This is a genomic window from Parabacteroides sp. Marseille-P3160, from assembly GCF_900162725.1.
GTDB lineage: Bacteria > Bacteroidota > Bacteroidia > Bacteroidales > Tannerellaceae > Marseille-P3160.
In genome coordinates this window covers 3,178,216-3,192,086 of the sequence record NZ_LT799418.1, presented here as the reverse complement: position 1 = coordinate 3,192,086, position 13,871 = coordinate 3,178,216, and the positions used below count along the sequence as shown (strand labels likewise).

Below are 13,871 nucleotides of genomic sequence, written 5' to 3'. Positions count from 1 at the left end.
TGAGATTTACGGCCGTTCCGTTAGCGTTACATTACGGAACTGGATGTCCTTTCCTTCGCTTTGCAGGCCAATGTAACCTTCCTTGACCGGATTCGTGCCGACATTCTGGTATACGCCGTTGATGAAGACTGTAATGGTGCCGTCTTTTACAAAGATATTGGCTTCGTTCCATTCACCGGCCGGCTTTTCACTGCTCTCTTTCGCTTTTTGTACGACCGGGAAGGCCGGGCGTTCAGCTGTTCCTGCCGGCAACTCGAATTCCAATAGATCGGAACCGCCCAGCAAGACGAAACTACCTGCATCACCCGCTTTTAATTGACACTCGATTCCGTTAGGAAAAGGGTTATTCGCTTCTTCTATCAAGACAAAGATTCCGCTGTTGGATTCAACACCTTTCGGCCAACGCCATTCCACATGCAGTTTAAAGTTGCTGTATTTCTTTTTCGTGTACATGTAACCGAACGGATCTCCCGTAATATGGATCAGTCCGTCCTTGATGGTGAATACTCTCTCGGGCGGAACGGCATTGTCTTTAACGATAAAGTTCCAGTTGGAAAAATCTTTTCCATTAAATAACTTCTCTATTTTTTGCGCTTGCCCTTGTACACTAAAGTAAAAAAGAGAAAAACTTAATAACGCTCCGATAATTAGTTTGCCTTTCATATATAAATATTTGTGGTTATTAATCAACGATTAGTTTTCGGTAACGGATTCGCTTCGGTTCGACGTCCCCTAAATTCTTCCGCTTGTATGCTTCATACTCAGAGTAGGTCCCTTCATAGAATACGACTTCCGAATCGCCTTCGAAAGAAAGGATGTGCGTGCAAATACGGTCGAGGAACCAGCGGTCGTGCGAAATAACGACGGCGCAGCCGGCAAAGTTTTCCAAACCTTCCTCCAAAGCGCGTAAGGTATTTACATCGATATCATTTGTCGGCTCGTCGAGCAGCAAGACATTTGCTTCGGTTTTCAGCGTGATAGCCAGATGCAACCGGTTGCGTTCCCCTCCGGAAAGTACGCCGCATAATTTTTCCTGGTCGGCTCCGGAGAAATTGAATTTGGAGAGGTAAGCGCGTGCGTTGATCTCTTTGCCTCCGACACGGATGAATTCGTTTCCGCCCGAAACGACCTGATAGACCGTCTTCTTCGGATCGATGTCCTTATGTGTCTGGTCGGCGTAACCTATCCGAACCGTTTCTCCCACTTCAAAAGTACCTTTGTCTACGCTTTCCATTCCCATGATCATCTTGAACAGCGTTGTTTTGCCGGCGCCGTTCGGGCCGATTACGCCCACGATTCCGTTGGGGGGAAGCATAAAGTTCAGATGGTCGAACAAAAGCCGTTCGCCGAAAGCCTTGGCTACCTCTTTCGCTTCAATAACCTTATTTCCTAAGCGCGGTCCGTTCGGGATAAAGATCTCCAATTTGGATTCCCGTTCCTTTGGGTCTTCATTCAAGAGCTTTTCGTAGGAATTCAAACGGGCTTTTCCTTTAGCCTGACGAGCTTTGGGCGCCATACGAATCCATTCCAATTCGTTTTCCAAGCTTTTGCGCCGTTTGCTGACCTGTTTTTCCTCCTGGGCCATCCGTTGGGTTTTCTGATCGAGCCAGGAAGAGTAATTGCCTTTCCAGGGAATACCTTCCCCCCGGTCGAGTTCCAGAATCCATCCGGCTACATGATCGAGAAAATAGCGGTCATGCGTAATGCAGATAACCGTTCCCTGGTATTGTTGAAGATGTTGCTCCAGCCAGTCGATTGATTCGGCATCCAAATGGTTGGTCGGCTCATCGAGTAATAAAATGTCCGGTTGCTGGAGCAACAGGCGGCATAGCGCTACACGGCGGCGCTCCCCTCCGGAGAGGGTATCGACGGTCTGGTCTTCCGGCGGGCAACGCAGGGCATCCATCGCGCGCTCCAGACGGCTGTCCAGGTTCCAGGCGTCCGCCGCATCGATCTTGTCCTGCAGTTCGGCTTGCCGATTGATCAGGGCGTCCATTTTATCCGGATTTTCCAATATCTCCGGATCGCCGAATTTTTCATTTACTTCTTCATATTCTTTCAGTAGGTCGACTGTTTCCTGTACGCCTTCCTGCACAATCTCTTTGACGGTTTTCCCGGCCTGTAGCTTAGGATCCTGTTCGAGATAACCCACTCTGTAACCGGGTGAAAAGATAACCTCTCCCTGATAATCTTTGTCCAAGCCGGCAATAATTTTCAATAAGGTCGATTTCCCGGATCCGTTCAATCCGATAATTCCTATTTTAGCTCCGTAAAAGAAAGAGAGATAGATGTTTTTTAATACTTGTTTCTGAGGGGGGTAAATTTTGGATACCCCCACCATTGAAAAGATGATTTTTTTATCGTCTGCCATAAATGGTTACAATTTAATTTTTAATTTTCTCCTTTTCATTTACGGAGAAAGAGTAGGGGAAGTCTTGCGGTTGGGTGCCCCGGTTATGGTTGGGGGTGGCGCTCATTCGGAAATCAATCGTTCCTCCGTTTTGCAATAAGCTATGGGTGAAATAATTCTTAGTATGGGGCTGTCCGTTTACCGAAATGGATTCCACATAGATGTTTTCTTTGCTATTCTCTGGAGCGTTAATAACTAACCGGTTTCCATTCTGGAAAGTCAGCGTCGCTTTCTTGAACAGAGGCGCTCCCAAAACATATTCGTCCGTACCTGGACAAACAGGGTAGAATCCGAGTGCCGAAAAGACATACCAGGCGGAAGTCTGTCCGTTGTCTTCATCTCCGCAATAGCCATCGGCTGTCGGCAAATACATCTTGTTCATCACTTCGCGCAGCCAATATTGTGCTTTCCAAGGTTCTCCTGCATAATTATAGAGATAGATCATGTGTTGGATGGGCTGGTTGCCATGCGCATAATTTCCCATATTCATGATCTGCATTTCACGTATTTCGTGAATAACACCTCCGTAGTAGCTGTCGTCAAAGAGGGGTGGTACGGCGAAAACCGAGTCCAGCATCGTAATAAATTCTTTTCGCCCGCCCATCAGGTCGATCAAACCTTGCGGATCGTGGAAAACAGACCAGGTATAGTGCCAACTGTTTCCTTCGGTAAATGCGTCTCCCCACTTTAACGGAGAGAAGGGTGCCATGAACTTGCCGTCCTTGTTTTTTCCGCGCATCAGTTTGGTTTCCGGGTCGAAGAGATTTTTATAGTTCATCGCCCGCTTGGCATAGAGTTCCAATTCTTTCTTCGGACGTTTGAGGTCTTTGGCCAGTTGGTAGATACACCAGTCATCATAGGCGTATTCCAGCGTACGGGCGGCGTTTTCGTTGATCTTTACATCGTAGGGGACGTAACCGAGCTTGTTGTAATACTCATATCCCAGCCGACCGGTTGAAGATATCTGGGGGTGTACATTGTTGGCGCCATGAATCAAGCCTTCGTACATAGTCTGGAGATCATCTACTTTGACTCCCTTCTTGTAGGCATCGACCAATACGGAGGCCGAATTATTTCCCACCATACAGCCTCGGTGTCCCGGGCTGGCCCATTCCGGGAAGAATCCGCTTTCTTTATACGTGTTGATCAATCCTTCCTGAATTTCTTTGTTTTGCTCGGGATACATCAGGTTGAGGAAGGGGAACAGGCAGCGGAATGTATCCCAGAAACCAGTGTCCGTATACATGAACCCAGGAAGCACTTCTCCGTTATAAGGGCTGTAATGCACGGCCTTACCGTTGGCGTCGATTTCGTAGAATTTACGGGGAAACAGCAGCGAGCGATAGAGGCAGGAGTAAAAGGTGCGGTATTGATCCGACGTGCCGCCTTCCACCTTGATCGCTCCCAGTGTCTTATTCCAAGCGGCTTTTCCTTTCTCGGCAACCGTGTCGAAGGAATCGTCTCCCAGCTCCTTCAGGTTGATTTCAGCTTGTTCGTAACTGATAAAAGAGGAAGCCACGCGGGCATGTACCTTTTCTCCTTTCCGGGTTTGAAATCCGATAACGGCGCCGGAATGGTCCGCTGTTTGCTCCAGCCGGTTTTCGGTCAGGTTGGAACCTTCGAAAGTTGCCTGGTAGGTAAAAGCCTTGTCGAACCGGATGACGAAATAATTTCTGAAGTTCTTCGGTACGCCTCCGCTATTCCGGGTGGTGTAACCGATGATTTTATTTTCCGAAGGGATTACTTTGACATAGGAACCCTTGTCGAATGCATCGATGACTACATAGGAGCGGTCGTTTTCCGGAAAAGTAAAGCGAAAGATAGCCGCACGTTCCGTCGGAGTAATTTCCGTGACCACGTCATGCTCCGCCAGGTAAACGCGATAATAATAAGGTTTGGCGACTTCCGCCTTATGTGAAAACCAACTGGCCCGTTTATCTTGGTCAAAGGTCGGTGAACCGACAACCGGCATGAGGGAAAACTGACCGTAGTCATTAATCCACGGACTGGGTTGATGCGTCTGTTTAAATCCTCTGATCTTATAGGAAGTATAAGTATAGGCCCATCCGTCGCCCATTTTACCAGTCTGAGGTGTCCAGAAATTCATACCCCAAGGGCGTGCAATAGCCGGATAGGTGTTTCCGGTAGACAGCTCGAAAGTAGAATGAGTTCCCATTAAAGGATTTACATATTCAACCGGATCGAAAGTCTCTTCTTTAACAGCCGCCTGACCTTTCAGGTTACCGCCTAATAGCGCAATCGAAAGCGCTCCCAATACAAAGTGTCGATTCTTCATGATTTTAATTTATACCATTCCTAAAAAAATGCAGCTTGTTTTTACTCATTAGAATACAAAGAAAAGGAAAGAATTTCATCCATGAAAGCGGGTATGTAAAAAAAGCCCGAAAAAATGTTTCGGGCTTTTTCAATCATTAGTGGTTTAATTATAACCAGGGTTCTGTGTCAAGCTCGGATTGCGTTGAAGTTCATCCACCGAGATTGGCCACAACAGATCCGACTCTTTAAAGGTGGCACCGGAACCATTCGTGCTGCCCACAAGAGATTGATATTCAACTTTCCCTTTTTCAGTAGTTGAAATAACCGGGAACATGCCGGTACGGAGGCAATCGTCCCAGATCTTAAACTCTAATGGGAACTCGCGCAAGCGTTCTGTCCAACATTCCTGAACAAAAGCGTCTTTGGATAGACCCTGCAATTCCGTGGCATATTGAGCGGTTGTTTTTCCTTCCATATCGGCACGGGCTTTGATTTGTGCCAAATATCCGGCTGCTTCTGCTGTGACTCCCGAACTTTGGGCCGTAGCTTCCGCGGCGATTAATAATGCCTCTGCATAACGATAGAAATTCCAATCTTTTGTTCCTTTTCCTGTATTCAATAAAGCTTCTTCGTCATAGTAATACCAGCATCCTGCTACCTGTGAAGTCCAGACCAGTCCTGAGGCCGGATGGGTATAGGTCCAATGGAAAAATTGGTTGGGCTGGATGCGAAGATCATCGGATTTATAGACATTCAGGAATTGATTAGTCGGTCCGTAAACTCTTTCGAATATGGAATAGGTGCCAAATAAAGCGACAGCCTGAGAACTGAAGGCATAAGTAGGCCACCAACCGCTATTATTAATCGTTGCATCGAATTCCTGTGCATAAATTACTTCATCTAAGTTATCTGTGGAACGAAGTTTATTATAAGCGCTATTTACACCCAAATCAGTATTCGGAGTAAGGCTATGAGGCGAATTTACTACGATTTTAGCCTGTTCTGCGGCTTCGGCATATTTGCCTTGTTGAAGATATACATTGGCAAGCGTCATTGCTGCTACATATTGGGTGATACGATGTGCATTGCTTGCAAATTTAACCGCAGGAAGGGTTTCTACCGCTGTTTTCAGATCCGATTCGATTAATTCATATACCGAAGCGACCGGAGTGCGTTCCAGATATAAGTTTTCTAATGATTCGTATGGTTCGGTCGGCATAGGAATTGCGCCGAAAGTCTTTACTAAATAAAAATAATTGAATGCCCGGAAAAACTTGGCCTCAGCTACTAATTTATTAGCTGTTTCCGTACTCATTTCTATCGTAGGGATATATTTAATTGCTGCATTTGTTACATTGATGGAAGCATAGCAATTATCCCAGATGTCATTCATCGTATTGGAAATAGTCTGTGTATATTGTTGACGGTTTAATTGTCTTGCATACATGCAAACTATTTCTTGTCCCTCATAGCTGTTTGTAAAATAACCGGTCAGCATGCCATTAATGGAAGCGTTGGGTCCGAGGTAAGCAGATCCTGCGTTAGAATATCTTTGCGGAGCTCCGCTTCGATATAAATAATTCACATTGGCGATTGCTTGCGCTTCTGTTTTGTAGTAAGCTCCTGAAGTGATTGACGATTTCGGGTTTTCATCCAGGAAACTATTGCATGCTGTCATCCCGAACAAGCCTATGCTTAGTAATGAAAATACTATCTTTTTCATATTATTTCTCTTTCCTTTTTAATTAATTAAAATGTTACGTTTACACCGAGTGTGAAAGTAGTTGCTCTCGGATAGGAGAAGAAGGTCATGTTCTGGCCGAATTTCTCGCTGTCTCCATATTGGGATGTACTTTCCGGATCATAGCCATTGAAGTCTCCTGAACAAATTAAGAACGGATTGTTGGCATTTCCATATACGCGCAATCCGGAGATACCGATTGCCTTACATTGCTTGGGGGCGAAGGTATATCCCAATTGAATCAAATTGACCCGTAAATAAGAGCCATCTACAATCCAAGCAGAGTCAACCGTCGTATCCTGGCCGGCATGTCCGGAGTTGGTTAAATAAATTGCCTGCTGCATTGTATTCGGATTGGTACCGTCGTATGCATCATAAAGTATGTTACTTAAGCCATTAGTAATACCGAAGCGGTCATAGGTAGAGTGATAGAATTGTTGCATCGTCTCTACGCCCCAGACAAATTGCATATCGATCGTTAAATCAAAATTCTTGTATCTGAAGTTATTGATGAAACTACCTGTCCAATCAGGAGTACCTTTCCCCAGGATTTCTTTATCTGCGGAACGTTTGGCCCGTCCTACCTGATTTAAAGTACAATCCCCGGCTTCATAATCTTCCGTTGTATAGACACCGTATCTTTTATATCCGTAAAAGCTATTCATGTTTTCACCGACACGGATAATGCTTTCATAACCTCCGACCCAACTGTTCAAAAGGATATCCTCATCATTTTCTCCTAAACTGAGAACCTTGTTTTTATTGTAGTTCATATTGAGTGTTGAAGTCCAGGTAAAATCTTTCGTTTGTACCGGTGTTCCGTCAATCATAATATCGAGCCCTTGATTTTGTACGGAACCGATATTTTTGAGTACCCAATCGAAACCGGTAGAAGTCGGCAGCGGACTCTCCAACAATAAATCAGTCGTTTTCTTATGGTAATAAGCGATATCAAAATTCAATCGATTATCAAACAAACCTAAGTTGAAACCGATGTCCCATTGAGCCGTTTTCTCCCACTTTAAATCAGGATTGGCCATGGAACTAATATAGGAATATGGAGATCTTGTGCCATCCAGCAACCAAGTACCGGCAGAGACGGAAGCTAACGATTGGTAAGGATCGATTTCCGAGTTACCTGTTAAACCATAGCTGGTGTGGAGTTTTAAAGTACTGATCAACTCATTGTTGCTTAAGAAGTCTTCATTTGACGCGATCCAGGCCAAACCTGCTGACGGGAAGAAAGCATATTTGTTGTTTTCTCCGAATTTGGAAGAACCGTCGTAACGGCCTGTTACGGTAGCGGAATAACGATCTTTGTACGTATATGCCAAGCGTAGAAAATAAGAATTCATCGCCCAACTGTTCCAGTCCGATTCCGGAGAGGACGGAGTAGTACCAACTCCTAAGTTGTTATATTCATAAAAGTCGTCGTCGAATCCTTCCGTTCTTGATCTATCATAATTGTATGTCCGTTCTTGCCAGGAAAGACCGGCCATCGCATTGATCCGATGCTCATCAAATACTTTGTTGTAAGTCAAATAAGTCTCTTCCTGCCAGTAAAGGGTGTTCGTATGGTTAATTTCCGCCCATCCGTTTGGCATGGAGATATTATTAAGGGACACGGAAGAATAGCCTTTATAGGTTCTTTGATGGTTATCGATACCTAACTGAGTTTTCAGATCCAGGCCATCTAACAGATGAAAAGTTAATGCGGCATTCCCGAAAATTTGCGTGTTGTATCTCATCCTTTTCTGTAAATCCAGAATCATGACCGGGTTAGACATCCCTTCGAACCCGAAAGTTTCGGCCATCGAGGAAGAAGAGGAAGTCGTGTACTTTCCGTTAGCATCGCGTACCGGTAGCCATGGCAGCATTTCAATCATGGTACGGCGGGCTTCCTGACCTCCTCCGTCTTCAGGAGTGTAGCGTCCCCAAGTATGGTTGACTAAAAGGTTAATCGCAGTAGATAACCAGGGAAGAGGTTTTGCATCATATGCCAATTTTGCATTTACACGCTTGTTATACGTATTGTTTAGAATGCCTTGCTGGTCGGTATAGTTCAGGAATGCTCCGACTGAAGAGTTTTTGCCACCTTGCTGGATATTCAATTGGTGATTATGGGAGATAGCTATCCGGGTCGCTTCCTTTTGCCAATCGGTATCATATAATGGGTTACCGTTGGCATCGAAATAGTTACGGTCCGTAAACCAATCTGCACGATTTAGCGACCAGCTTTTTCCTTGATACTTATTCTCGTTTTCCAGCCCGATCATAAAGGCATCCGTCCATTCCTGTGCATTCAGCAGATCCATATAACGGGATACCGTACTTAAACTTATGGAACCTTGATAGCTGACGCTCGTCCCTTCTCCTTTATTGCCTCGTTTAGTTGTCACAAGAATGACACCGTTTGCTCCACGGGCCCCATAGATTGCAGCAGCAGATGCATCTTTCAATACTTCTATGCTCTCAATGTCATTCGGGTTTAGCAAATGGAAGTCTTCCATGACTACGCCATCCACTACATATAACGGATTGGAGGAAGAATTGATCGTAGACATACCACGGATAACAACGCGATTGGCATAAGTGCCCGGCTGACTTGAATTTGAGTAAATGTTAACTCCGGAAGCTTTCCCTCTTAAATTGTCTAAAGCACTGAAGTTTTGGCTTTTCAGTAAGTCTTCTCCTTTGGCAACGGCAATGGATCCGGTTACATCTGATTTACGCATAGTTCCATATCCCACAACAACAACTTCTTCCAAAGTCTTGGAGTCTTCTATTAACGTAACATTAATTTGAGTTTGATTACCAACGGGAATTTCCTGAGTCAGGTAACCAATATACGAAACTTGGAGAATGGCATCAGGAGTTACTCTTTCCAACGTGTAATTCCCATTTATATCTGTGATGGAACCATTTGTCGTACCTCTTATAAGGACATTGGCTCCAATAACGGGGTCTCCGTTTGAATCGGTAATGATCCCGGTGATCTTCCTCCCTTGTTGTTGGACAATAGAAGGAGCTGCCTTTTTCGTAAGGACAATATAGTCGTTTTCAAAAGAATAATTAATGCCTGATTGGGTAAAAGCTTCATTTAAAAATTGGTTTACCGGTTTCTTACCTGAATTTACCGCAATTGCATCATCAATATTTACTTCACTCTTACTGTATACAAACAAATAGTCTGTTTGCTTTTCTACTTGATCGATAAAATCTCCGATCGTCAAATTGTTTGTAATGATATTCACTTTTGCATTCTGTGAATTACTGTTTTCCGCAAAAGACGTGAATATACAAAGAAAAAAAAGACAGGTTGAAAATTTCATAATACGTAGAATTTTCGGTTTGTTTTTCATAACTTTACTTTGTTTTAGTCGTTAATACTTGATTTTTTGTAATGATTTTGTGTTAACACTCAACCGGTGGATGCTGGAACATCTGCCGGTTTTTGATTTTAGTTTGTACTACATAGGCAATTAGATTTAAAATTTCACATTTGAGTTACGTTTATTTTATTGTAATTGTGTTTAATTCATCATCCTTTATAAAGGCGAAATATTTTACTTTTTGTAATGTTCGTAAGACACTCACTATTCCGTCTCTCTGTCTAAACTTTCCGCTGAATTTGTATTTTTCGATTTCCTTGTTCTGGATCTTGATTGGAATGTCATAATACAATTCCAATTTTTTAATAATTTCATTAAATGGAATGTCATTAAAAGTATAAATGCCTTCTTGCCAGAGCAAGAAGCTTGTTTCCTTAAACGAATGTTTTTCTAACTTGTTTCCACGCATTTCAGCCCGTTCATTAGGTGATAGAATGAGAGTGTCTGATGGATTCTTTTTATTTTGTATTTGAACCGATCCTTTTATCAGAGAAGTATTGAACTCATCCTGTCCTTTGTAGGCAAAAACATTAAAGCGGGTGCCTAACACTTTTATGTCTACCATTTCAGTAGAAATGATAAAGGGGCAATCTTTATTTTCTTTTACATCGAAGAATGCCTCTCCGTTTAACTCGACAAATCGTTCTTTTTGGGAAAAATGGTTCGGATAACGTAAAAAAGAACGGGCATTCAACCAAACGGTTGTACCATCTGACAGTTTGAGATGAGCGCGTTGCCCAGGAGGTACGGTCAGTTCTTCATAAGTTACGACATCTTCCTTTTTTTGAATATTCATGATTGCCCAAGTCGAAAAAATAGCTATACATAAGGTGGCGGCGTATCCCATGATCTGTTTTAATGGGAAAACGGCCTTTTCCCTGTTTTTCTGAAGGATTTGTTTAAATGCCATCAACTTATCAAAACCTTCTTCAACATCGCTTTCTATAGGGAGTAGAGCGGTTAGTGCATAAATGTTTTGAAAAGAGGCGAACTCCGATTTTAAGTCCTCTTCCTTGGTTATTCTTGAAAAAAGTATCTCCTTTTCTTTTTCGGTTATATTCCCCTTGAAATAGTTAACAATTAAATCATTCATGCAGCTATTGGTGTTCTTTTAATTATAAGTAGAGCGTTTATAATTCTATTTACCACCAAGAATGGAAAGGTTAATGAATGTTATTTTATATGGGACAGGAAAAATAATAGCGGTAGGTAATCTTTTAATAAAACGCGAAGTTTTTTTAAGGCAATGCTGATTTGATTTTCTACTGTATTGACGGATATATTCAGCTCTTCCGCTATTTCGCGGTATTTTTTCCCTTCTATATGACTTTTGATGAATATTTTCCGACAACGTTCCGGCAACTTGGCGATGCTGGAATTTATGATTTGTTCTATTTCTTCTTCTGAAGAAAAGGTCTGGTCCATAAGTTCCAATGAATACAATTTTGCACTCAATTCTTCTTGGCCTTTGTCTTCAATCAATTTGTGACGAAGATAATCCATGCATTTGTTTTTTACTAAAGAAAAAAGATAGGATATAAGGCTGACCTTTATCTCTAATACTTCCCGTTTTTCCCATAGTATTACAAAAACATCTTGTACAATGTTCTCGGCATCTTCATTTAATATGACATATTCTTTGGCAAAACGATGCATCCTTGAATAATAAAGAATATAGATCTTATCAAAATTATCCCTTACGCTTCCTTTATAGTTTGCCAATTCTTTCATCTTCTTAGAGATACTCTTTGTTATGATAGATATGCGATTATTAACAAAGCCATCCATGTAAATCTTATATGCAAATATAAAAATAATAAAATAAGGAACCGTATCTTTTATACTACATTCTTTTTTCCCATAAAGTAAAGCCGGAAGCGGAATTTTCTGTATTTCTTATTTCATATTCAGATTTGTTAATAAACAATACGGCAAACTTTGCTGTTTTATAGACAGAAACTTGGAGAAATTAATCAATTAAAAAAGAGAATTATGAAGAAAATTTTGTTTGGAATCGCGATCGGTGCTGTAGCCGGATATCTGGCTGGTGTTCTAAGTGAGAAAGAAAATCGGGAAAAACTATCTGATGAGTTTGGGAAATGCGTGGATAAAGCAAAGAACAAATTCAAAGATATTGTCGATGTAACAAAAAATAAGGCTGAGTATCTGAAAGAAAGAGCCGAGACGAAAATCAATAAGGGCAAAGAAGCTTTGGATGAACTTAAAGAATAGCCGGAAAGGGGATGAAAACGCATGCCTTAGTGCGATTTCTTATCCATAGGGGTTTTATCCTAAAAAACAAAGAAAAAAAGAGAGGTTCCGTATTTGAGAACCTCTCTTTTTTAGTTGAAATCAAACTTTTATTTTAGCGACGACCTTGCGAATTGAACCTTGCCCGATACCGGGAGCATGGCCGTCTTCGGGGAAATAAACGGCATACTGTCCCGGATAGATCTTTGCATATGTCGTTGGACGGTCTACAAAGAAGGTGATATCTTTTTCTTCATTGTAAGGCGTCGCTATCAAAACTAAATCTTCTCCGCATTTCCAGCCTATCTGCTCTACCCCTAAAAGAGGCGTTTGAATATCAATAAACTGGTTGTGAGTCTCAATCCGCGCTTCCTCCTTTTCTTTTCCTATAATGCTGGATACAGTGAAATAGAGTCCCGGGTTATCAGTTTCGATTTTCCCATCTTCTATCTGGGAAAAGTCGGTGTTTCGAATAAAATCAAACGCTTTTTTGAAAAGAGGATGCAACTTTTCGATGCGTCCGGTGTTTAACAAAGAATCTTGTATCATAATTTAATGATGAATTAAGGAGTTTTTGGGGAATATTATTATTTCCATTATCAATAATTATTTCGGAAAATTGTTTTATCTAGTCGGGTATATTCCGACTTCATTTATTTCATATATATAACTGCTAATCTCCCTTGTTTGTTATGATAATAATTGCAAAATAGCTACAAATTCTTTTGTCGGACTATAGCCCTTTGCATACAAAAAAGACCGCAATGTGATTGGACACTCCGGCCTTTTAACTTGATAATTATGCAATTAACCCATAAAGCCTATCTTTGCATGAGTACCATCGCAAAAAGGTTTGTGTTTCGAACCGCCGCAACGGCAGAGATGTGGGTTTTCTTTTACGACAGACGTCCCGTCTGCAAGGATTAATTCGACTTTGCCTTCAACTGATAGTGGAGCATTCGGCAATACTCTGATTTTAAGTACTGAATCTTTCGTATCCATAATTTGATGACTTTAGTATGATTTCTATTAAACAAAACAAGGTCGGAAAGGTTCTCATGGGAAAAGAAAAACGGAGAACCCTTACGAATTCTCCGTTTTTGCGAGAGCGGAAGACGGGGCTCAAACCCGCGACCCTCAGCTTGGAAGGCTAATGCTCTATCAACTGAGCTACTTCCGCAATGATTCCCAATGTGGGCAGTGATGGATTCGAACCACCGAAGGCGAAAGCCAGCTGAGTTACAGTCAGCCCCATTTGGCCACTCTGGTAACTGCCCTTTTGCGAATTGCGATGCAAAGATACGATTAGTTTTCTAAATTGCAAGTGATGGCGGCCATTTTTATAGCTGTAATTGCGGCCTCATCCCCTTTATTACCATATTTTCCGCCGGCCCTGTCTTCGGCCTGTTGCATGTTATCGGTCGTTAACAGACCGAAGATAAACGGAATATCATACATCAGATTCAATTCGGTTATGCCTTGCGTTACGCCGGAACAGACATAGTCAAAATGAGGAGTATCTCCCCGGACTACGCTGCCTAAGGCGATCACTGCGTCCACGTCCCGGGTATCGGCCAGTTTTCTCGCTCCGAAAGTCAGTTCAAAACTTCCCGGAACCCGGACGATCTGTATGTTTTCCTTTTTTACTCCGTGTTTTTCCAGGGAATCACAGGCTCCTTTTAATAAATTCTCCGTGATATTGCGATTCCATTCGGAAACAACGATCCCGAATTTCATTTCGGATGCATCGGGTATGCTGTCAAAGTCGTATGCCGATAAATTGTGATATGCTGTTGCCATA

11 protein-coding genes and 2 tRNA genes are annotated in these 13,871 nt (G+C 42.4%); 1 reads left to right on the top strand and 12 read right to left on the bottom strand.

The window, feature by feature from the left end:
• Positions 1 to 6: 6 nt before the first annotated feature.
• From BQ8014_RS12745 to BQ8014_RS12715, 7 genes are all read right to left on the bottom strand, one after another.
• On the bottom strand, positions 7 to 663 hold the full coding sequence (locus tag BQ8014_RS12745) for a 3-keto-disaccharide hydrolase (RefSeq protein WP_080904676.1): 657 nt from the start codon (positions 661 to 663) through the stop codon (positions 7 to 9).
• 19 nt (positions 664 to 682) lie between these two features.
• Positions 683 to 2,371, bottom strand: coding sequence for an energy-dependent translational throttle protein EttA (gene ettA / locus BQ8014_RS12740; RefSeq protein WP_080904675.1), 1,689 nt, complete (start codon positions 2,369 to 2,371; stop codon positions 683 to 685).
• Between the two features lie 13 nt (positions 2,372 to 2,384).
• Positions 2,385 to 4,706, bottom strand: coding sequence for a GH92 family glycosyl hydrolase (locus BQ8014_RS12735; protein WP_080904674.1), 2,322 nt, complete (start codon positions 4,704 to 4,706; stop codon positions 2,385 to 2,387).
• A gap of 144 nt (positions 4,707 to 4,850) precedes the next feature.
• The gene (locus BQ8014_RS12730; protein WP_080904673.1) at positions 4,851 to 6,410 is read right to left on the bottom strand and encodes a RagB/SusD family nutrient uptake outer membrane protein; all 1,560 of its coding nucleotides are present in this window, start codon (positions 6,408 to 6,410) and stop codon (positions 4,851 to 4,853) included.
• 26 nt (positions 6,411 to 6,436) lie between these two features.
• On the bottom strand, positions 6,437 to 9,790 hold the full coding sequence (locus BQ8014_RS12725; RefSeq protein WP_080904672.1) for a SusC/RagA family TonB-linked outer membrane protein: 3,354 nt from the start codon (positions 9,788 to 9,790) through the stop codon (positions 6,437 to 6,439).
• Between the two features lie 151 nt (positions 9,791 to 9,941).
• Positions 9,942 to 10,913 (bottom strand): FecR family protein, encoded by a 972-nt coding sequence (locus BQ8014_RS12720; protein ID WP_080904671.1) that lies wholly within the window; start codon positions 10,911 to 10,913, stop codon positions 9,942 to 9,944.
• 80 nt (positions 10,914 to 10,993) lie between these two features.
• Positions 10,994 to 11,551, bottom strand: coding sequence for an RNA polymerase sigma-70 factor (locus tag BQ8014_RS12715; RefSeq protein ID WP_080905960.1), 558 nt, complete (start codon positions 11,549 to 11,551; stop codon positions 10,994 to 10,996).
• Between the two features lie 261 nt (positions 11,552 to 11,812).
• Here BQ8014_RS12715 and BQ8014_RS12710 point away from each other — a divergent pair, with 261 nt between their 5' ends.
• A complete protein-coding gene (locus BQ8014_RS12710; protein WP_139785126.1) occupies positions 11,813 to 12,052 on the top strand; it encodes a YtxH domain-containing protein in 240 nt (79 codons plus the stop codon).
• 120 nt (positions 12,053 to 12,172) lie between these two features.
• Here BQ8014_RS12710 and BQ8014_RS12705 read toward each other — a convergent pair whose 3' ends face one another.
• The 5 genes from BQ8014_RS12705 to ribH all read right to left on the bottom strand — a co-directional run bounded on the left by BQ8014_RS12705 (position 12,173) and on the right by ribH (position 13,870).
• Positions 12,173 to 12,619 (bottom strand): NanQ anomerase/TabA/YiaL family protein, encoded by a 447-nt coding sequence (locus BQ8014_RS12705; protein ID WP_080904669.1) that lies wholly within the window; start codon positions 12,617 to 12,619, stop codon positions 12,173 to 12,175.
• Between the two features lie 258 nt (positions 12,620 to 12,877).
• Positions 12,878 to 13,072: a CDGSH iron-sulfur domain-containing protein gene (locus BQ8014_RS12700; RefSeq protein WP_080904668.1), complete on the bottom strand. Its 195-nt coding sequence runs from the start codon at positions 13,070 to 13,072 to the stop codon at positions 12,878 to 12,880.
• Between the two features lie 105 nt (positions 13,073 to 13,177).
• A tRNA-Gly gene (locus tag BQ8014_RS12695) sits at positions 13,178 to 13,250 on the bottom strand.
• Between the two features lie 14 nt (positions 13,251 to 13,264).
• Positions 13,265 to 13,347 (bottom strand) — tRNA-Tyr (locus tag BQ8014_RS12690).
• A 28-nt stretch (positions 13,348 to 13,375) separates the two neighbouring features.
• On the bottom strand, positions 13,376 to 13,870 hold the full coding sequence (ribH, locus tag BQ8014_RS12685; RefSeq protein ID WP_080904667.1) for a 6,7-dimethyl-8-ribityllumazine synthase: 495 nt from the start codon (positions 13,868 to 13,870) through the stop codon (positions 13,376 to 13,378).
• Between the last annotated feature and the right edge of the window lies 1 nt (position 13,871).